This is a genomic window from Rickettsia endosymbiont of Cardiosporidium cionae (assembly GCF_015476335.1).
In the GTDB taxonomy this organism is placed as follows: domain Bacteria; phylum Pseudomonadota; class Alphaproteobacteria; order Rickettsiales; family Rickettsiaceae; genus JADHZC01.
The window spans coordinates 65,022-84,353 of sequence record NZ_JADAQY010000002.1 but is presented as its reverse complement, the minus strand read 5'-3'; the positions used below and the strand labels follow the sequence as shown (position 1 = coordinate 84,353).

Genomic DNA, 19,332 nt, shown 5'->3' with positions numbered 1-19,332 from the left:
GTATATAATTTAATTGATTCCTATACAAAAACTTAAGTATAAAATTACATGACATATAAAGCAATATTTTATGATATGCTAGGTATAAATAAATGGCTATTTATATGGATCAACCAATTAACCAACATAAGTTTTATAGATAAATTTTTATATATTGTTGCACATAGTTTTGACACTAAATCCCTAGCGGTAATTTATTTGATTTATTGTGTATACCTATGTATTGCTATCAATTATAAGGTTAAAACATTCAACTTTAAAAACACAAAGATAAAGTATCTAAAAATAGAAGAATATTTTTTACCGAGATACTTAGTAGTAATTAAAATTACATTATGTTACGGAATTTTTATTATATTATTTACTATACTAAAAATTAGTAGCAATATGCCGAGGCCATTTTGCTCGCTCAATAATTTTGAATTCATCACTATAGAACAACTAAAAATGTCATCATGCTTTCACTCATTTCCTAGTGCACATACAGGTTCTGTAATACTCATTAGTTATTATTTATGGCAATATAGCAACAAAACAGTAAAATATCTATTTATCACTATAATATTGATAGTATCAATATCAAGAATTTCTCTTGCTATGCACTACCCAAGCGATATTATTTATAGTGTACTTATAACCTATATTATAATCCTAATAAACAACTACAGTGTTAACCAATCTAATTACTTCATTACACTGATTGGGAAAAAAATATTCAAAATGTTATTTTCAATATTCAATAAAACCAATAGTAAAATCAAAGTATAAATTTTGCTAGATCTATGTTTTTAACAAACCCTATCAATTTATCTTTAACAAAATTATCATCGATACTGATATTTTTTTTTTTATAAGATGTCACATCATAACTTATATCCTCGAGTAACTTTTCAAGGATGGTATGCAATCTACGAGCTCCTATATTTTCTATTTCCATATTAAATTTTTCTGCATAGCCAGCTATTTCAGATATTGCAGCCTCTGTAAATTTTATTTTATAATTTTCTGTTGCAATCAATGCTGTATATTGTTTTATTAAACTAGATTCAGGCTCCAACAAAATCCTTACCAGATCTCCTTTAGTCAGGGGATTCATCTCAACTCTGATAGGTAATCTTCCTTGTAACTCCGGTAATAGATCTGAAGGTTTGGTAAGGTGAAAAGCACCTGAAGCAATGAAAAGAATATGGTCTGTGTTTACAGTCCCATATTTAGTAGCAACGCTGGTACCTTCTATCAGAGGTAACAAATCCCTTTGTACTCCTTCTCTACTAACTTCTGCCCCTCTTGAATCAGATTTAGAAGTAATTTTATCTATTTCATCTAGAAATACAATGCCATCATTTTCAACAGAAGATATAGCCTGTTGAATTATTTTATCTTGATCAATCATTTTATCTGATTCTTCTAATGTAATGATCCTTTTAGCTTCTTTAACGGTGAGTTTACGCTGTTTAACCTTATTACCTCCGAAGGCTTTGCCTAGCATTTCACTAATATTAAAAACTCCCATTGCTGCTCCAGGTATACCAGGTATTTCTACACCTCCAGGAGCTGCAGGGTTATCTATTACATCAATTTCTATTTCTGTATTATCTAATTGATCACTAAGTACATTTTTACGAAATTGCGCTCTAGTATCAGGAGATGCTGTTTTACCTACCAGGGCATCTACGATTCTTTCTATAGCCTTTACTTTTGCTTTAGAAGCTATAGCAGATTTTGCGGTAGATTTCTGATAATTGATAGCAATTTCTAAAAGGTCTCTAACTATAGATTCAACATCTCTACCTACATATCCTACTTCTGTAAATTTTGTAGCCTCAACCTTAATAAATGGAGCACTTGCCATTTTTGCTAATCTCCTTGCAATCTCCGTCTTTCCTACACCAGTACTGCCTATCATTAAGATATTTTTGGGCATTATTTCACTACGCAATGGTTCTGGTACATTAATGCGTCTATACCTATTTCGTAAAGCTATAGCAACAACTTTTTTTGCTTGGTCTTGACCAACAATAAATCTATCTAATTCTTTAGAGATCTCTTTTGGACTCAAACCCATCATGTCTAATTTTCTATCTGATTTTTGACTAACAGCTTGTATATCTTTTGTATTCATAACCAAAATATTTTTATAATAAATCTTTAATAATCCTAGTATATTAAAAATAAAACATAATACCACTAATATCAACTTTGAATTGACTATATTGTCAATTTAATAAATTACTTAACTGTGGATACTTTTTTGACAATAATGTTATTATTTGAAAACACACAAATTTCTGCAGCTATATTCATAGATTTGATAGCTATTTCTTCAGCGGACATGTTTGTTTCAATTGAAACAAGAGCCTTAGCCGCAGATAACGCAAACAAACCGCCTGATCCTATTGCTGCAATATACCCTTCAGGCTCTATTACATCTCCTCTACCTGTTATTATTAAAATATTATCTTGATCAGCAACGATCAACATTGCTTCAAGATTTCTAAGATATTTATTTGTTCTCCAATCCTTTGCCAGTTCTACTGCGCTTCTAAGCAATTTATTTGAATATTTTTCCAATTTTTCTTCTAAACGCTCAAATAAAGTTAAAGCATCTGCGGTGGAGCCAGCAAAACCTGCTACAACTTTACTACCAACAAGCGTTCTTAATTTTTTAGCACTAGACTTCATAACAGTATTACCTAACGATACTTGTCCATCTGCTGCAATGACAACCTCATCATTTTTTTTTAGACAGAGTATAGTAGTTCCTTTTATATCTAGCTTACCCTGATTTGAAAATGAATCACACATACTTCAACTAAATTAATTTCTAATATTGTATTACCGCATTCCAATTATAAGTATCTAACTAATATCTTAAATAGAACAACCGAATACACAGATCAAACCATATACTAAGCTTTATTGCAAGATAGAAAATACTTTACACAGCTTTTTTAATTGAATTTTTATCCAAAGTCAATAATATTAGAGTTAATTATCCAGTACTCTGGATAACATGTACATGTTAGCAAAATCTTTATAGATGAAATTTAAAAATGTCAGTAAAAAACAATAATTTATATAACAAAGAAAATATTTTTTATAAAATTATACATGGACAAATAAAATCCAATAAATTATATGAAGATCAAGAGTTAATAGCAATTCAAGATTTATATCCCGTAGCACCAATACATTTTTTAGTTCTACCCAAAGACACTTACATAGATTTTGAAGATTTTGTGAAAAATGCAACTCCAGAACTCATTTCTCACTATTATAAAATGATACAAATATTAGCCAACAAATGTGGAGCAACTGAGTATAGAGTATTAACTAACAAAGGCACAAGCGCAGGGCAAACAATAACACATTTTCACACCCACGTGATCGGAGGCAAAAAATTAGGAGCACTAATAGGTAACTAGACTAGTGATTAATGATTCATTTCATTATATAATTTAAATTATATATCGAGTAAACAATAATAATACTAAAAATTAGTGATAAATGATCCAAAAAACTCATAAAAAATACAATATTGCAATAGCAGGGGCTACAGGTAATGTAGGACAAGAATTATTAAAATTCATCGAGGAAAGAAATTTTCCTGTTAACAACATATATTTATATGCATCCAAGCAATCATTAGGGAAAACACTAAGTTATAAAGAACACAAAATACCAATTTTATCTTTAGAAGATGCAACATTTAACGAGATTGACATATTATTTTCATGTACTAATGATAATCTTGCAAAACAATATATACCTAAAGCGATTGATAAAAACTGTATAGTCATAGATAAATCATCTCACTACCGTCTGGATGAAAATGTTGAGTTAATAGTACCTGAAGCTAATATTGCTAATATAAAACATTTAAAAAATAAAAAAGCCTTTATAATATCGAATCCTAATTGCTGTGTAATACCTATTGTAACGGCGTTAAAACCTTTGGATAATGCTGTGAAAATAAAAAGAATAGTAATATCTACATATCAGTCAGTCTCTGGTGCTGGAAAAGCAGCAATGGATGAATTATATTATCAAACACGCGATAAATATAGCTTTAGGGATATCAAAAAAAATGATATTTTCCCTGAACAAATTGCTTTTAATTTATTTCCTCACATAGGTAATATAAGAGAAGATGGTTACACAGAAGAAGAGTATAAGATAGAAAATGAATTAATCAAAATTATTGGTAATCACATTAGTGCAAATGTTACATGTGTTAGAGTGCCAGTATTTGTTTCTCACTCAATTTCTGCTAACATAGAGTTTAATCATGATATCACTGTACAAGAAATAGAAGAGATTTTAAAAGAATCAGATGGTATCTCAGTAAATGGTATTAATGATAAATTGCAGTATATCTCACCTATTAACGCAGTACAGCAAGATGCAGTTTTTGTATCAAGGATTAGGAAAGACAATTCTACCAGAAATGCAATATCTTTGTGGATATCTACTGATAATTTAAGAAAAGGAGCTGCGTTAAACTCTTTACAGATCGCAGAAGAATTAATAAGATAGTTAATCTGTCACTAACATTTAAATATAACTGGAGAGATATTTTTACTTGATCACTTATTAATAAATTAGTAGTTGCTGAGTATATTTTGACTAATATACAACCTGTGCAACCTAAAATGTTATATAAAATATAATTATTTACAATTAGATATATGATATTATCACAAAATATCTTGAGCTTATCACCAGATAACACGTATAATACAGAAGATTTTATAATTTCTTCAAGCAATCTGAATTCATATAATCTGATTACAAATTATACAAAAATATGGGGAACAGAGCCCTTCAGAAATACATTAATAATACAAGGACCTAAAAGTTCTGGTAAAACTTATCTAGGTAAAATCTGGCAAAATCTGCTAAAGGCAGAGTTTATTAATTATAAAAAAAAACTAAATATCTCTTGGATAAAACAACTTCAGGGATTTATAATAGATGACTTTGACAATATCAATTGGGATGAAGAACTATTATTACGTTATTTCAATATAATTAATGAACACAAGAAATATTTATTAATTTTCTTTACAAATATTCCTAACACTAAATTGCCAGATCTAAACTCTAGAATCGGTGCAACATACAAGGTAAAAATATTGATGCCTGATGAAACATTTATCAAAAATCTATTAGTTAAAAATTTTTCTAAATATTCTATAAATATAGAAAAAGAGGTAATAGCATATATAGTTAATATACTATCTAGAGAATATTTTAAGATCATTAATTTTGTTAAAAATGTCAATGAATATTCTCTTCAATATAAAAGAAAGATTACAATACCACTTATTAAGGAGATAATTGCTCTTGATCGAACATTTTAATTGAAAGTACAAAGCTTTCTTCAGCAAGAACCAATATTTGGTATATAACACTTAGCATCACCTAACAGTGAATTTAGTGCTATTTCCCATTTATCCTGGTTATTAGTTAAAAATACTAAATCTACGTCTACCTCAGATAATAACCATAAACCGTTTTCGATTTCAAATTCTAATTGACCAGGTTGCCAACTAGAATAACCTACCATAATCATGGTATTTTTTGGTCCAGTGCCACTAGATATATCTTGTAATATCTGAGAATTAGTACTTACATTAAGATAATTATCAGACTTATCAAATAGTAGATTTTTATTATATTCGTTAGAATGTAGAAAAAATTTTTTTTCAGTAGAGATAGGCCCCCCTAAATAGACCTCAAGCTTTAGTTCTGATATTATTAAATGATCCTCAATCTGATTAAGCAACTGATTCAGTGGCTGATTAATAATTAATCCAAAAGCTCCATCATCTCCATGATGAGTGATATAGATCAAAGATTTGTGAAATAACTTACCTTGATGTATTGAAGGGCTAGCAATTAGAAGCTTATTATTTAAATTAGAAATTTTTAAAATATTCATAAACTTAAAATGTACAATTCAAAAATTTACGTAAGAAATAATAGAATATAACATAATATCATATCCGACAACTCTATCGCCAAAGTATTAACTCTATCAACCAACTTCACATTTTTTTTTTGGTAAGGTATAGATAATATTCCCTCAAAGATTCTAATGAATAATCACCAGTATACTCCTTTTTTTGGATATCAACAATCTTCGCTAACAGATCATTAATTTCATCAATTTCACTCATCTTTTCTGTATCATTGATTTCATCCATACCGAAATTTCCTAAACTCTTAAGAACAGTAGCCTTGAAATCGTTGACCATCTTAAGTAAGACTTTTACCTTTTTTACTATACACACCAGATCCCTGGGCTTTATAACTAAAATCGCTACTAATATTACTATTAACAATTCAACAAAAGACACACAACAACTTTATATTAACCAAAAACTAACTGCAGATACACACCGAGACTCAAGTTTTCTTTTTCTCCTTTTTACTAAACAACCTACTTCGTATTTTATCAGAAATTATTATATTTTCACAGTCCTTTATTAAATATAGGACACGATCTGTAGGAGTGGCTCCCTGATTCAACCAGTACTGGACACGATCTTCTTTACATGAAAAACGATGCAAATTATCCTTTTTTAATAAAGGGTTATAATAACCCAATCTTTCTATAATATCACCATCACGGGGAGACCTAACATCGGCGGAAACCAACCTATAATGAGGACATTTTTTTCTTCCAAATCTTGCTAAACGAATCTTAACGGCCATAACTAATTTATATTATTTATAATTGATTATTTAATTTTTACTTCCTTAAACTCCACATGTTTACGAATTTTTGGATCATATTTCCTAAATGATAATTTTTCAGTTAAAGTTTTAGGATTACGTTTTCTTACTAAAAAATAACCTGTATCGGATGTACTCACCAATTTCACAAGGAAAGTTTTATTTTTTTTCTTAGATGACATTACTATAACTATATAGAACTTTATTTTTACTTACAAATTTTCACTCAATCGAGAACACAGAACTAAATATTCTCAATCTAAACTAACAAAATAAATAAAATGATAATAAAAACAACTAAAAATTCACTAACCCTTAGCTATCAACTACAGCCAGTCTAAATAAAATTTAAACACAAAACCTAAAGCTAATAAAACAGGTAAAATGAACTACCTAACACCGCTCTTGATTTGCGAAGCCACGCACCACCATCCTATATAAAAATCCTAGATATGTCAAACAATATGCAACAAAAGAAGTGTTATTAATAATTTAGTAGAAACTAATAATATTTCATTAATTATTTAATTAGTTAATAATTTCTTTATAGATTTATTGTGAATCATTATCATTGATAATTCTTTTGCTTTAGCTCTATCCATACTAGCAAGTATAGGAGCTATTTTCACTTCTTTCATGTAAGAAACTATTTTTACTAAATCATCTATTTCCATAGTATTAAATATCTGAGCTGCCTCCTTAGGTTTCATAGTTTCATATACCTTAGTCAACCTAATAATATTTTCACTATTTTGTTTATTATCTTTCTCTACTAGAGATCTGAGTTGATCAACCAACTCTTGCATTTCTGAAAATTTTTTATTTATTTTCTCTACTGTAGCATTAAGGAATGACTGCTGTACAGATAATTTTTGACTATTTTTTTCTAATACTTGCCTTCTATTAGATAAAGATTTTAGAATTTCCAGTTCACTATCACTCATATCACCCAGTGATCCATAACGATCAAACACACTATTTATTGATGCATCTTCAGGTGAATTGGTATTTTTGTTACCCTGCGTAGTATCCACTCTTGAAATATTGGAACTATTAATGGTTCCATTATCACTCCGGACTTCATCATGGTTTGAACCTTGTGTAGTAGACAATTGCTGATCATCCACCTTAGCATAGGCATTTTCTAACAAAATCGATTCTGTAGTATGATCTTTAGAGAAATATGACCATATAGCAACCTTACTACATAAGGCACCAACCTTGAATGTCAGTATAGCAATTAGCGCTAATAAAAATGTCATAAATGATAAAACTTTCACTTTTTAACACTAGTTACATTTTTTAAAAAATCATAAAAATTCATCTGCTGCGCCTCGTCATTATTGCTATCTTTATTTGCTACAATTATTTCTTGTAAAACATCTTTTAAATTTCTTGTATTTTTATTCAATAGATTTTTATTTGTATCTTTAGAATGAACTGCTTCATTTTTTTTATTACTATTATCACTTTCTACTAAATTATTTGTATCTACAGATTGGTCAAACTCAACAGCTTCATCAACATCTATTTGAGTTTTAACTTGAGGATCATTAATTATAGCATGGGTAGTATGTTTTAAAATATCTTCTTGATTATCTATCTTATCTGATGCCAGTATTTTCTTACTTACTTTAACAGAACTTACTAAATTATTCTCTATTTTTATAGCGCTACTGATCAATGACTTCAACTTATCACACGCTGCTGAACTTATTTCTTGAGCATTTTCTACATTGTCCTCTGCTCTAGAAATGGTAGCATCCAACAACTTCATCATTTTTGTGATTTCTACCTTGCTATTATGAAATTCATTAATGCGCTTTACTAATAAAATACTATAAGCTATACAAGTAGTTACAGCTATTAGTATTAATAAATCTAGAAATAACATTCTTACTACTTAATTTTAATTTAACAATTGAATTTAGCAAATCACTAAAAATTTAATGCCTCTTAAAAGAACAAAAATTTTTACCTAATACATCTGCAATATACATTACACTTATATTTAAGTCATCATATTAAGAACTTACCTGCACTGCATTTTTTACCTTAAAACCCATTTTATTACCAATTTTTCCTATTTTTCCAAGCAATAACCCAGTATCATCAGAATACATAACCATATCACGGTCTTTATGATGGCTTGTCACTAAGGTATCTCCAACCTGGATTTGCATTATATCCGATAATCTAAATTCACTACTAATCACTGTATCCAAATTTATTTCAACATCTGAAACCAGTTTACGCAATACACCGCTCCATTCCTGCAATGTTCCGTATTTTTCACCTAAAAACACTTCTTGCATCTGTGGTTTTACAGGCTCTATTGTTTTATAAGGAATCATAACTGCAAATGGTAAAGATTTCTCATAAATTGTAATCTTCAACTCTATAACCATAGTGGCATCATCTGATCTAGCAATATTTAAAAAAATTGGATTATCCTCTAATTTTTCGAAAATAAAGCTAGTAGGTACAATTTGGTCAAAAGATTGACCAAGAGCAACCAGAAAAACTTCAGATAATTGACGTGCAACACACCGCTCAATTGAGGTTAATTTTTTCTTAGAATTTTTTATATTAATCTTAGTTTTATTATAACTCTTTTTTCCTCCTAATAGCAGATCTACAAACGATACTACAGTAAGATAATCCAATACTAGCAATCCATAAGAATTGTTCCATTCAACGGCTTTAAATACAGCTAAGGTATAATGAGCATCATAATTCTGAAAATACTGCATAAATCTTGTAGAGCTCAATTCATTAACTTTTACTTCTACTACCTCAGATATTAAATTTCTTAAACTATTTGATAATTGTTGTATAAACTTTTCAAATGCCACCTCCAACATAGGCAATCTGTCATAATGCTGTACAAATTTATCCAACATCAATCTTATGCCACTTACCTCTTTCACTGTACTATCACTAGCATCACCGAAATGTTTTTCTTCCATAATACTTATTCTTAGCTAATGCATTAAATTAAAAATATTAATCATTGATTTTATTAATTTTCAATTAGTTACTATCTCTTTTAACAATATTTCTTGCACAACAACTGGAGCAACAATTTTACTCACCCTCTTTAACAACTCTTCTTTAATTAACAGCAATCCAGCTGTACTATGAAATTCGAGTGAATTAAGAGAAGTTAAAAATACCAAAATATTATCTTTAATAACAGGAAACATAGTTTTTACTACCTTAACATCAGATGCAAGAGCTAATTTTAAAAAAATACCTAGTCTAAGATACTTTTTGCTACTGCTACTACTAGTGCTATGTAACTCCACTAGCATAGGCCCGAGTTCAACATAATTATTCGAACTATTATTAGGTGTAAGAGTTTTATGAGAATTATAGAAAAAACTATAATATACAATAAACGCACCCACTATGATGGAGAGCGCAGATAAAACAACAATTACACTACTATTAAAAATAAAACCTTTAACACGGTATATTATACTATTTTTAACTGTTTTAGCATTTTTAGTATCATTATTATCACCGCTGAATTCTGTACCCTTCACACTACCATCTAATACCATAGGCTGCGATTCTTCATTTTCTGACATAATCAAAATTTTTTTATAACTATTCTCATATACCTATCTAGGCCATAGAGTATTAAATACTATATTAAAATAGTATACATTTATATGCATATAGTAATAAATGCAAGATCTCAAATATCATATAGTGACATTTAAGCATCAACAAATGAAATAAATCTGTATATCAAACAAATATCAAATAGTAAATTTTATAATATAAATACTATTTGACAGTTTATCACACAATGCGTTATGATCCCGGTGTGGATTAGGAGAGTTGTATAGCTATTTCTTGATCTTAGAATTATATCTAGTATGAATTTTTAAGCGATTATTAATACATATACTCATTGCTTAGTCAATATGTGAAACTTGTAACACTAGACTCGGTGATGGAATCAAAATAAGGAGAGGTGGCCGAGTTGGCTTAAGGCGCTCCCCTGCTAAGGGAGTATAGAAGTCATATTCTATCAAGGGTTCGAATCCCTTTCTCTCCGCCATGAACCTTATGGGGTTTTTATCTGTGTACTGTTTCAATTGAAAAATATCAGAAATACTACTGTATCAATATCTTAATTCATAAAAATTGCAAAATAACAGATAGGCAATCATGTTAACAAAAAAAATATATACAGATAATACAGAGAGATATATCTCGTATAAGATAAATATCTGCAATCTAGATCATGAAGCTACATACGTGATATTTTCACACGGGCTGATGTCTAATATGGAGGGTGCTAAAGCAGCTTATTTAGAAGAATTTTGTTATAGAAATAATTATAATTTTATTAAATTTGATAATTTTGGGCATGGTAATTCTTCGGGAGAATTTATAACTGAACATATTACTTCTTGGTATGAAGGATTACAATTAATAATTAATAAATTAACTAATAATAAAAAAACAATACTAGTTGGGTCAAGCATGGGTGGGTGGATCTCTTTATTAGCAGCTATGTACCACCCATTCACTAAAATTATAGGAGTGATAGGGCTAGCTGCAGCAGTAGATTTTACTGAAGAGTTAATTTGGGATTATCTTTCCACAGGACAACAAAAAGAAATGGTACAAAATAATTTATACTACGTACCCTCAAGATCTGTAGATTGTAATGATGCATATCCTATAAGTTACGATTTAATATTAGATGGTAGAAAACACCTGCTACTTAAACAGGATGTTATTAACATTACTATACCAATTATATTAATACACGGTATGAATGACATGTCAGTACCTTATGACGTATCTACTAGATTGATGAATAAAATTTTATCTAAGGATATAACTTTAAAATTAATAAAAAACGGTTCTCATAGCCTATCGAGAATTCAAGATCTTACTACCATAGGAGAATCTATTAGATGTATAGCGAGTAATTCCAATAATATTCCTTAATCGGTATTTACAATTATACGAAGTAGATAATCATATTGATATTATCAATAGTATCTGATAGATTTGTTGGATTAAAATTAGCGATTAGAAGTAGCATCCGCTGGCATACAATCATCAATACTGTTTTGATAAATATAATCCAATATAAAATATTAATTAGTAATGAATCATAGTTTTTTGAATTTAATCGTATCTTTAGTGATTTCACTTTTAATTATATTCGGTTGGAATTATTTTTACAAAAAATTATCTACAGATAGCAATCAAAATATTGCTAATAAGAGAAATACTGAAAATGACCAAAAAAATAACAAAAATTCATATAAAGAAGAATACAGTTCTACAAATAAGTTAACAAAGAAAGATAAAACATTAGAAAAGGTCATTATTGATTCAGATACATTGCTTGGATCAATTGACCTAAAAGGCATAAGATTCGATAATCTAATATTAAAAAATTATCAAAAAACACTCGATAACGATAGTGAATTTGTAGAACTGTTATCTTATAAAAATACCCACCGTTACTTTATAGAATGTGGTTGGATAAGCAATGATACTAACATAGATACGCCAAATAATAACAGTATTTGGAAATCAGATAAACAAACATTAAAAGCTAATGACTCAGTAACACTCACTTGGGTAAATTCAAAAAATATTTTATTTAAAATAGAAATATCTCTTGACCAACACTACTTATTTACTATACGTCAATCAATTACTAATAATTCAGGCAAGACAATATCTACTAAATTATATGGTCTAATAAATCGTAATTATGTAGATGAATCTCAACCATATAATATGAGTAATATACATCAAGGTTTTATAGGCAATATCAACAATAAATTGGAAGAATATAAATATAGCGACGTGAAGGAAAAGCAAAAAATAACCTTTGATCAAACCAAAGTAGATTGGATAGGAATCACAGACAAATACTGGCTTACTTCTTTTGTGCCAGATAAATCATTAACTTATAACACAAATTATCAGTATAGTAATTCATCAAATCAAGAAAGATACCAAGCAGATTTTATTTCATATAATCAATCAATAGATGATAATAATACTCTCTCCGTAACACACAGAGTATTTTTAGGAGCAAAAAAGGTAGATTTATTAGATCATTATGAAAAAATACACGATATTAAGCTATTCGACAGAGCAATAGATTTTGGTTGGTTCTACGTATTAACAAAACCTATATTTTATGCAATGAATTATTTTTATACATATGTAGGGAATTTTGGCATTAGCATAATGATTGTTACAATACTTATTAAGTTAATGATGTTCACTTTATCTAATAAGTCTCATAGATCTGTACAAAAAATGAAATCTCTACAACCTGAAATAGAAAGAATAAAAGAAATATATCAGAATGATAAAACAAAGATAAACCAAGAAGTCATGCTGTTATATAAAAAAGAAAAGGTAAACCCAGTTGCTGGTTGCTTACCTATTATAATACAAATACCTGTATTTTTCTCTATATACAAAGTGTTGTGTGTAACTATTGAAATGAGGCATGCCCCATTTTTTCTATGGATAAGAGATTTATCTGCTTCAGACCCTAGTAATATATTTAATCTATTCGGAATGCTATCGTTTAATACTCCTGATTTTTTACACATAGGTGCATGGCCAATAATAATGGCGCTGACCATGTTGATACAACAACGTTTAAATCCTGAACCAGCTGACCCTATACAAGCAATGCTCATGAAATTTATGCCTTTGATATTTCTTTTTATGTTTGCAAACTTTCCAGCAGGATTACTAATTTACTGGTCTTGGAATAACATATTATCTATACTTCAACAACTATATATCAATCATATTAGTACAAAACTACAAACATAAACAATAATATGGGAAAGAATACTATTTTTAACAAAGTAGAGTTCATATTCTCTATATATAGCGGTAGCCAATCATACCAATTAACTCTACCACAGATAGTGTTTATAGGGAAATCTAATGTTGGCAAGTCTACCCTGATCAATAATTTATGCTATAGAAAATCAATAGCGAGAGTATCATCTACTCCTGGATGTACCAAAGCTATAAATTTTTTCCTGATTAATGAACAATTTTTGTTAGTAGATCCACCAGGATATGGCTATGCTAAGACCCCTAATAAATTAAAAAATTCTTGGAAAGATACTATATATAGTTATTTAGACTATAATAAAGAATCTATTTTTGTTAATCTACTAATAGATGCAAGAAGGGGGGTAAAAGATCCAGATAAACTCATGTTATCTTTGTTAATTACTATGTCAATTAATTTTCAGATTATATTCACAAAATCGGATGCGATCAGTGACACTAAATCATTAATACATAATACTAAATTAGATTTACTATCTACATTCAATATTAACCCAACACTAATATCTTTGAGCTATAAAGATCCAATTGCTTTAAATATGCTGAGAAACAATATGATCCTAATCAAGAATGATATAAAATTAAGAATTACTGATAAAAGTTAAACAGTTTATAAAATTCTGCCTTTAATATTCTATCGAATTTTGTTGTTGTAGTAGAAATATTTAACTCTTGTAGTGAGGTAATAGAAAGATTTTTCATACCACATGGAATAATTTGGTCAAATTTTGTTAAATCTGTATTAATATTCACTGCAATTCCGTGATATACTACCCATTTTCTTACTCTAAGCCCTATAAATGCTAGTTTAGAATGACGATTTTTATATTTAGTCCAAATACCTATATGATTTTCTAATCTATAGGATATAACATCGTAATTATACAGAGTATTAATCATCCACTTCTCTATCATATATAGATAGTATTTAAGATCTCTTTTATAATATTCATTATCTAAGTTAATTATCGTATATATGATTCTTTGCCCAGGGCCATGGTATGTTACCTTACCGCCACGGTTGGTTTTAATCACTGCTGTATTGCTATTATTAACAATTTCTTCTTCTTTATTATTGCTACCTCTACCTATAGTATAAATATCTTCATGTTCGAGCAAATATATTGAATCATTACAATTTTTGCTAATAATTTTTTCTACATATTGTTCCATTAACAAAATAATCTCCTGATATTTCTGTGGAGATTGAAAATGCACCCAATCTATCATATTATTAATAGATTAATATAATTAGATATAAACATATTCTGTTGCTTTGCATAAACCAATGGTTTTTTTATTCCACAAGCTACCAGAGCTACCAGAGCTACTATCATTACATATCTCATCAATGTCACTTTTTACTTTCTAATATAAACTTTAAATTTAAATAAGTAGCCTATCACTAAGATAAAACTTATAGTGATAAAAAACGATATCACTGAAGGATCAAACGTAACTTGTATTACATGCTTAAATAAAATCATTGTAGATAATCCTAATCCCATGCCTAATAGTACTATATTTTTATGAGTCCTGAAACCTAACACTGTGATTATAATCACTGGCACTGCTATTACCAAATAAAAACCCTTTGTTAACAAGATGATCTTCAATAAATTATTTTCATATAAAGCTATTACCACTCCAATTGATCCTAGAATCAATGAAAATAATTTAGCGGCTAATAATTTATACCTAAAACATGAAGATGGCAAAAGATCATTAGCAAAAGTTACAGCTGCACTATTTATATGAGAATCTGCAGTAGAAATAGATAATGCAACAATCCCTGTGATCAATATCCCAGATATCCCCAAAAAAAATGAATACTGCCCTATAATGGTAGAAATAATATTATCCGGATTTAAATCCTGCTCAATAGAAAATATCGATACAGGAATAATAACAATTAATACTGAAAATATAATCAGTACTACCGATGAATAAAGAATCACTTTGCGCATTTTAGATAAATCTCCAGCTACTATTATCCTATGTATTATGGTATTAGAAGATAAACCCTTTACACCAAAAAACAGTGATAAATTTACCATTTCCCAAAATGATGCATTACACATATCTAGCAATGATAACAAGTTAAACTTATTAGACATTTTAATTGTGTCTAAAGCAGTTGTACTACTACAAATATATTGAAATGATAACGCACTAATAATCATAATAGTGATAGAAAATGCAATAAATTGTAATACATCTGTGTATATTACAGATCTTATACCTCCAAATGCAGAATATACTATAATTAATATTGCTGAGAATATTATAGATATCTTAGGATCAATACCAGTAAAATATTCAAATATTTTACTAAAAACACTGAATTGCGCAGCTATAGAACCTATAGAACTTAATATACTAGATACTGATATAAGATATCTAACATTATTGCCATATATCTTAGAAATAGCTTCTGCAATAGATATACTCCCTAAAACTATTTGCATTCTAGGTACAAAAAAAATGCCAAATATTATGAATGAAATAACAATCGCAATATCACTTATAAAATAAGCAATCCCATATTCATAAATGCAAGATAACTCAATAAAAAATCCACTACCACTCAAATAAGTTGCTACTATAGTAGCAACTAGTACAGGTGTTGAAAATACCCTACTACCTAAAGCAAATTCTTTAAAAGATTTTACCCGAAAAATAACTGTTAATACTACATAAAACATAGCAATAACAAATACAGAAATAACCAATAAATCTGCTATACCTAACTCAAACTTCATACTACTCGATACTGCACTCAATAAACATAGGGATAAATCTATTACTCCATGTTGTAATGAATATTAATTTTGCCGTAACGAATTGATTTTCTGAGTTTTATCTTCTAATCGTAGTATTTTATGAGAATCAATAGTAGGCCTTTTATAAGTCATAAATCCTCCCTCTAAATCAAAAAAATAGTGAAACCAAATTAAAATAAATGTTGTCATCATTGCCCCTACTGCATCGCCAATCGGGGAAACTTGTTCTATTGCATATAATAATGATGAACCTCTCATTAATATCAACCACGGAAACGCAGTTATAGCCAGCGCTCCCATATACATACTAGCTAATATAAGATTTTTATGTGTTCTAAATCCAAATATAGTGCAAATTAATATAGGAACCACCATACCCACATAAAGTGTTTTGAACAACAGCATAACAGACATTGCTTCTTCCATATAAAGACTGAGTATTAGAGAAATAATACCGATCAAAAAAGAGGCAATCCTAGCTAACAAAAGATGATATTTAGAATTAACATTTTTACAAATATCATTGACAAAAGTAACAGCTGCAGTATTGATATAAGAATCTGCACCCGACATAGAAACTAATACTAATCCTAATAACAAAATACTAGTAACTCCTGAATCTGATAATTTGTGCAATATAAAATTTAGCATATCATCACCATCTAACCCAGTAGAGCCAACAAATAATAATACTGATATAAGAGCAATTATGATAGCAATAATGATCAATATAAATGCAGCAATTAAAAAAATTTGCCTAGATTTTTTTAAATCATCTGAAACCAATATTCTATGAATATTAGTTGGCAGCAATATATTTCTAAACATTATGAATAAAAAAAGATGAGATATATCTTCAAAAGATCCTGTAGCATCAAAAATTTCTCGCAACCTAAATATTTTATGCTCCTGTAATACAGAAAAATTTTCATAATTATCCAGAGCTAATTTAGCCATTACAAACAAAGTAATAATAATTGCAATGATAAATGTCAATACCTGTATAAAATCTGTATATATTACGGATTTTATACCTCCGAAAGATGAGTATAAAATTAATATAAGTGATATACATATCGTAGCCAAAACTGCAGAAGTACCAAAAAAATACTGAACTATTGTTACCAATATATTGAATTGTAAAACTATCACTATTATATAACTTAAAATACTAGTAGATGATACTATATATCTTACAGTGCTTCCATAAATTCTACCCATAGTTTCAGCTATAGACAAATCTCCTAAAAATATGTGCATTTTAGGTATTACAAAAATTGCCAGTATAATTAAACCGATATAAGCCCCTAGACTTGGGATAAAATAGCCAAAACCGGACTCATATACAGATCTTAATGAAAGAAAAAACTCACTCCCACTAATATGGCTAGCTATTATACTACCAACTAGCATAATGATAGAAACATTCCTATCACCCAGGGCAAAAAATTTGAAAGTTTTGACTTGTGGGAACACTCTAAATGCAACATAAATTATCGCAATAAATATTGCTAACACAGCTAACTTTTCTAACTTAGTGATATTCATTACATATTCTATTATTTCCATTGCTCTATAGTAAATTAAGTGACTTATTAATAACATCCTGCAGGCTTGCCATTTTAATTAATTATTCACCTATAAGCAAATATAATATACCGGTATTAATAGAGAATTTACTATTGAGTGATATAGATAAAAAAACAATTGTTATATAACCATTAATTACAGTTAACTAATTAACTATTGAGAACTAGAAAAATAACACAGATCAATCTTTAGTAGAAAAATGATGATTTTATATTCTTTAGTAAATTTATTTTCTTATTAATCTTAGCTAAAAATATACTATTAAGAATATTTTTTATATAATCATCATGATTGAGTATGAAATTAATCATGATTCTCATTTTCATCTAGTTTTCATATAAAGTTAAATATTCACAAAGATGATCAAAAATATCTTAATACTCGTTAGATATCAATATAAAACCATTCTAACATTACTGTTAATGTTGCTATTAATAATTTTCATATATCAAGGCAATAATTTTACTAAAGATAATAATTTACAAACCAATGAGAGTAATAATATTACAAAACAAACTAAAAACAATAACTTGATCCAATCTACGGTAATACCAGGCAATAATAAATTAGCAAATAATGGTATTAATGAAAATATTGTTCCTTCAGCAGAAATAGCGCACAGAAAAGCTATGATGGTTGATGAGCATGATATGATGTTCGGCGACATTAACTCAAAAATAGTAGTAATAGTATATTTATCACCTGTATGTTATGGATGCGCATATTATTACAAAAATATTTATCCAAAAATTAAAGAACAATATATCAACACAAATAAAATTTTATATATTCCTCGAGAGTTTGTATCTAACTCACAAGAATTCTATGCTTCTGTACTTGCTAGATGCATAGGTGATACAGAAAGTTATCTAAGATTTATGAATGTAATATTTAATAGACAATTCCAATGGGCATTTAGTAAGAATTATAAAGAAATTCTATATAACATAGCGCAGATAGGTCTGGTGCCTAAAGAACAATTCAAAAATTGTATTATTGCTAATCAAAATTCAGATTCTCCTTTAATTAAAAAGACACATTTATTATCTAAATTTTCTGATTTTGGCGTAGTACCTGTGTTAATCATTAATGGAGAACAATATGATTTCCCACATAATATAAGAGAATGGAATAAAATAATTGATGAAAAACTGAACAAAAACAGTTAAAATGATCGGGAGCGGAGTTTTGCTGTGTGGTGTTGTTATGCTCTTAAGGTTATATTAGTTTGTTCTATTGCATTCTGTATGAATCTGGATCAAAAATTTTCAGCAGCCTCAAGCTTTATATAAGTCAGACTTATAGTAGAAAAATTGAATTTGGTATGGGTATTACGCAATTGGTT

21 protein-coding genes and 1 tRNA gene are annotated in these 19,332 nt (G+C 28.6%); 9 read left to right on the top strand and 13 right to left on the bottom strand.

The window, feature by feature from the left end; translation table 11 throughout:
* The first annotated feature begins 48 nt into the window (after nucleotides 1-48).
* Complete coding sequence (locus tag IHI24_RS04785) at nucleotides 49-768, top strand: phosphatase PAP2 family protein (RefSeq protein WP_194966329.1); 720 nt, start codon at nucleotides 49-51, stop codon at nucleotides 766-768.
* Here the strand turns inward: IHI24_RS04785 and hslU are convergent.
* Nucleotides 758-2,122 carry an ATP-dependent protease ATPase subunit HslU gene (gene hslU, locus IHI24_RS01625; RefSeq protein WP_324187231.1) on the bottom strand — a complete coding sequence of 455 codons (1,365 nt, stop codon included), beginning with the start codon at nucleotides 2,120-2,122 and terminating at the stop codon, nucleotides 758-760. The two genes, IHI24_RS04785 and hslU, sit on opposite strands and share 11 nt — an antisense overlap.
* 107 nt (nucleotides 2,123-2,229) lie before the next feature.
* Complete coding sequence (gene hslV, locus IHI24_RS01620; protein WP_194966328.1) at nucleotides 2,230-2,805, bottom strand: ATP-dependent protease subunit HslV; 576 nt, start codon at nucleotides 2,803-2,805, stop codon at nucleotides 2,230-2,232.
* 248 nt (nucleotides 2,806-3,053) lie between these two features.
* Here hslV and IHI24_RS01615 point away from each other — a divergent pair, with 248 nt between their 5' ends.
* The 3 genes from IHI24_RS01615 to IHI24_RS01605 all read left to right on the top strand — a co-directional run bounded on the left by IHI24_RS01615 (nucleotide 3,054) and on the right by IHI24_RS01605 (nucleotide 5,363).
* Nucleotides 3,054-3,425 carry an HIT family protein gene (locus tag IHI24_RS01615; protein ID WP_194966327.1) on the top strand — a complete coding sequence of 124 codons (372 nt, stop codon included), beginning with the start codon at nucleotides 3,054-3,056 and terminating at the stop codon, nucleotides 3,423-3,425.
* Nucleotides 3,426-3,507: 82 nt separating this feature from the next.
* Entirely contained in the window at nucleotides 3,508-4,536 is a 1,029-nt protein-coding gene (gene asd, locus IHI24_RS01610) for an aspartate-semialdehyde dehydrogenase (protein ID WP_194966326.1), read from the top strand.
* A 152-nt stretch (nucleotides 4,537-4,688) separates the two neighbouring features.
* Nucleotides 4,689-5,363 carry an HdaA/DnaA family protein gene (locus tag IHI24_RS01605; protein WP_194966325.1) on the top strand — a complete coding sequence of 225 codons (675 nt, stop codon included), beginning with the start codon at nucleotides 4,689-4,691 and terminating at the stop codon, nucleotides 5,361-5,363.
* Between the two features lie 20 nt (nucleotides 5,364-5,383).
* On the opposite strand, the gene IHI24_RS01600 is transcribed toward IHI24_RS01605, so the two are convergent.
* The 8 genes from IHI24_RS01600 to IHI24_RS01565 all read right to left on the bottom strand — a co-directional run bounded on the left by IHI24_RS01600 (nucleotide 5,384) and on the right by IHI24_RS01565 (nucleotide 10,334).
* Nucleotides 5,384-5,944 (bottom strand): YqgE/AlgH family protein, encoded by a 561-nt coding sequence (locus IHI24_RS01600; RefSeq protein ID WP_194966324.1) that lies wholly within the window; start codon nucleotides 5,942-5,944, stop codon nucleotides 5,384-5,386.
* Between the two features lie 106 nt (nucleotides 5,945-6,050).
* Nucleotides 6,051-6,362 carry a Sec-independent protein translocase family protein gene (locus IHI24_RS01595; RefSeq protein WP_194966323.1) on the bottom strand — a complete coding sequence of 104 codons (312 nt, stop codon included), beginning with the start codon at nucleotides 6,360-6,362 and terminating at the stop codon, nucleotides 6,051-6,053.
* Between the two features lie 49 nt (nucleotides 6,363-6,411).
* The gene (gene rpsP, locus IHI24_RS01590) at nucleotides 6,412-6,720 is read right to left on the bottom strand and encodes a 30S ribosomal protein S16 (RefSeq protein WP_194966322.1); all 309 of its coding nucleotides are present in this window, start codon (nucleotides 6,718-6,720) and stop codon (nucleotides 6,412-6,414) included.
* A gap of 26 nt (nucleotides 6,721-6,746) precedes the next feature.
* Entirely contained in the window at nucleotides 6,747-6,923 is a 177-nt protein-coding gene (gene rpmG, locus IHI24_RS01585; protein ID WP_194966321.1) for a 50S ribosomal protein L33, read from the bottom strand.
* Between the two features lie 342 nt (nucleotides 6,924-7,265).
* Entirely contained in the window at nucleotides 7,266-8,003 is a 738-nt protein-coding gene (locus IHI24_RS01580; RefSeq protein WP_194966320.1) for a MotE family protein, read from the bottom strand.
* Nucleotides 8,004-8,017: 14 nt separating this feature from the next.
* The gene (locus IHI24_RS01575) at nucleotides 8,018-8,635 is read right to left on the bottom strand and encodes a hypothetical protein (protein WP_194966319.1); all 618 of its coding nucleotides are present in this window, start codon (nucleotides 8,633-8,635) and stop codon (nucleotides 8,018-8,020) included.
* Between the two features lie 130 nt (nucleotides 8,636-8,765).
* On the bottom strand, nucleotides 8,766-9,710 hold the full coding sequence (locus IHI24_RS01570) for a FliM/FliN family flagellar motor switch protein (RefSeq protein ID WP_194966318.1): 945 nt from the start codon (nucleotides 9,708-9,710) through the stop codon (nucleotides 8,766-8,768).
* 60 nt (nucleotides 9,711-9,770) lie between these two features.
* On the bottom strand, nucleotides 9,771-10,334 hold the full coding sequence (locus IHI24_RS01565; RefSeq protein WP_194966317.1) for a flagellar basal body-associated FliL family protein: 564 nt from the start codon (nucleotides 10,332-10,334) through the stop codon (nucleotides 9,771-9,773).
* Between the two features lie 386 nt (nucleotides 10,335-10,720).
* Between IHI24_RS01565 and IHI24_RS01560 the strand changes: the two genes are divergently transcribed.
* From IHI24_RS01560 to yihA, 4 genes are all read left to right on the top strand, one after another.
* Nucleotides 10,721-10,813 (top strand) — tRNA-Ser (locus IHI24_RS01560).
* 110 nt (nucleotides 10,814-10,923) lie between these two features.
* On the top strand, nucleotides 10,924-11,715 hold the full coding sequence (locus tag IHI24_RS01555) for an alpha/beta hydrolase (protein WP_194966316.1): 792 nt from the start codon (nucleotides 10,924-10,926) through the stop codon (nucleotides 11,713-11,715).
* A gap of 162 nt (nucleotides 11,716-11,877) precedes the next feature.
* Entirely contained in the window at nucleotides 11,878-13,584 is a 1,707-nt protein-coding gene (yidC, locus tag IHI24_RS01550; RefSeq protein WP_194966315.1) for a membrane protein insertase YidC, read from the top strand.
* Nucleotides 13,585-13,592: 8 nt separating this feature from the next.
* Nucleotides 13,593-14,219, top strand: a complete 627-nt coding sequence (yihA, locus tag IHI24_RS01545) for a ribosome biogenesis GTP-binding protein YihA/YsxC (RefSeq protein WP_194966314.1) — start codon at nucleotides 13,593-13,595, stop codon at nucleotides 14,217-14,219.
* Here the strand turns inward: yihA and lipB are convergent.
* The 3 genes from lipB to IHI24_RS01530 all read right to left on the bottom strand — a co-directional run bounded on the left by lipB (nucleotide 14,203) and on the right by IHI24_RS01530 (nucleotide 17,966).
* Nucleotides 14,203-14,844 carry a lipoyl(octanoyl) transferase LipB gene (gene lipB / locus IHI24_RS01540; RefSeq protein ID WP_194966313.1) on the bottom strand — a complete coding sequence of 214 codons (642 nt, stop codon included), beginning with the start codon at nucleotides 14,842-14,844 and terminating at the stop codon, nucleotides 14,203-14,205. The genes yihA and lipB overlap by 17 nt on opposite strands.
* Before the next feature lie 131 nt (nucleotides 14,845-14,975).
* Nucleotides 14,976-16,376, bottom strand: coding sequence for a sodium:solute symporter family protein (locus IHI24_RS01535; protein ID WP_194966312.1), 1,401 nt, complete (start codon nucleotides 16,374-16,376; stop codon nucleotides 14,976-14,978).
* A gap of 63 nt (nucleotides 16,377-16,439) precedes the next feature.
* Nucleotides 16,440-17,966: a sodium:solute symporter family protein gene (locus IHI24_RS01530; RefSeq protein WP_194966311.1), complete on the bottom strand. Its 1,527-nt coding sequence runs from the start codon at nucleotides 17,964-17,966 to the stop codon at nucleotides 16,440-16,442.
* 380 nt (nucleotides 17,967-18,346) lie between these two features.
* Here IHI24_RS01530 and IHI24_RS01525 point away from each other — a divergent pair, with 380 nt between their 5' ends.
* Nucleotides 18,347-19,156: a thioredoxin domain-containing protein gene (locus IHI24_RS01525; protein WP_194966310.1), complete on the top strand. Its 810-nt coding sequence runs from the start codon at nucleotides 18,347-18,349 to the stop codon at nucleotides 19,154-19,156.
* The last annotated feature ends 176 nt before the right edge of the window (nucleotides 19,157-19,332 follow it).

What these genes read in the sequence shown, in the direction of transcription:
- IHI24_RS01565 (WP_194966317.1), bottom strand. Translation starts at nt 10,334, where the DNA reads ATGTCAGAAAATGAAGAATCGCAGCCTATGGTATTAGATGGTAGTGTG.
- rpsP (WP_194966322.1), bottom strand. Translation starts at nt 6,720, where the DNA reads ATGGCCGTTAAGATTCGTTTAGCAAGATTTGGAAGAAAAAAATGTCCT.
- rpmG (WP_194966321.1), bottom strand. Translation starts at nt 6,923, where the DNA reads ATGTCATCTAAGAAAAAAAATAAAACTTTCCTTGTGAAATTGGTGAGT.
- IHI24_RS01555 (WP_194966316.1), top strand. Translation starts at nt 10,924, where the DNA reads ATGTTAACAAAAAAAATATATACAGATAATACAGAGAGATATATCTCG.
- yihA (WP_194966314.1), top strand. Translation starts at nt 13,593, where the DNA reads ATGGGAAAGAATACTATTTTTAACAAAGTAGAGTTCATATTCTCTATA.
- IHI24_RS01580 (WP_194966320.1), bottom strand. Translation starts at nt 8,003, where the DNA reads ATGACATTTTTATTAGCGCTAATTGCTATACTGACATTCAAGGTTGGT.
- IHI24_RS01530 (WP_194966311.1), bottom strand. Translation starts at nt 17,966, where the DNA reads ATGGAAATAATAGAATATGTAATGAATATCACTAAGTTAGAAAAGTTA.
- lipB (WP_194966313.1), bottom strand. Translation starts at nt 14,844, where the DNA reads ATGATAGATTGGGTGCATTTTCAATCTCCACAGAAATATCAGGAGATT.
- asd (WP_194966326.1), top strand. Translation starts at nt 3,508, where the DNA reads ATGATCCAAAAAACTCATAAAAAATACAATATTGCAATAGCAGGGGCT.
- IHI24_RS01525 (WP_194966310.1), top strand. Translation starts at nt 18,347, where the DNA reads ATGATCAAAAATATCTTAATACTCGTTAGATATCAATATAAAACCATT.
- hslV (WP_194966328.1), bottom strand. Translation starts at nt 2,805, where the DNA reads ATGTGTGATTCATTTTCAAATCAGGGTAAGCTAGATATAAAAGGAACT.
- IHI24_RS01575 (WP_194966319.1), bottom strand. Translation starts at nt 8,635, where the DNA reads ATGTTATTTCTAGATTTATTAATACTAATAGCTGTAACTACTTGTATA.
- IHI24_RS01570 (WP_194966318.1), bottom strand. Translation starts at nt 9,710, where the DNA reads ATGGAAGAAAAACATTTCGGTGATGCTAGTGATAGTACAGTGAAAGAG.
- yidC (WP_194966315.1), top strand. Translation starts at nt 11,878, where the DNA reads ATGAATCATAGTTTTTTGAATTTAATCGTATCTTTAGTGATTTCACTT.
- IHI24_RS01615 (WP_194966327.1), top strand. Translation starts at nt 3,054, where the DNA reads ATGTCAGTAAAAAACAATAATTTATATAACAAAGAAAATATTTTTTAT.
- hslU (WP_324187231.1), bottom strand. Translation starts at nt 2,122, where the DNA reads ATGAATACAAAAGATATACAAGCTGTTAGTCAAAAATCAGATAGAAAA.
- IHI24_RS01605 (WP_194966325.1), top strand. Translation starts at nt 4,689, where the DNA reads ATGATATTATCACAAAATATCTTGAGCTTATCACCAGATAACACGTAT.
- IHI24_RS01535 (WP_194966312.1), bottom strand. Translation starts at nt 16,376, where the DNA reads ATGAAGTTTGAGTTAGGTATAGCAGATTTATTGGTTATTTCTGTATTT.
- IHI24_RS04785 (WP_194966329.1), top strand. Translation starts at nt 49, where the DNA reads ATGACATATAAAGCAATATTTTATGATATGCTAGGTATAAATAAATGG.
- IHI24_RS01600 (WP_194966324.1), bottom strand. Translation starts at nt 5,944, where the DNA reads ATGAATATTTTAAAAATTTCTAATTTAAATAATAAGCTTCTAATTGCT.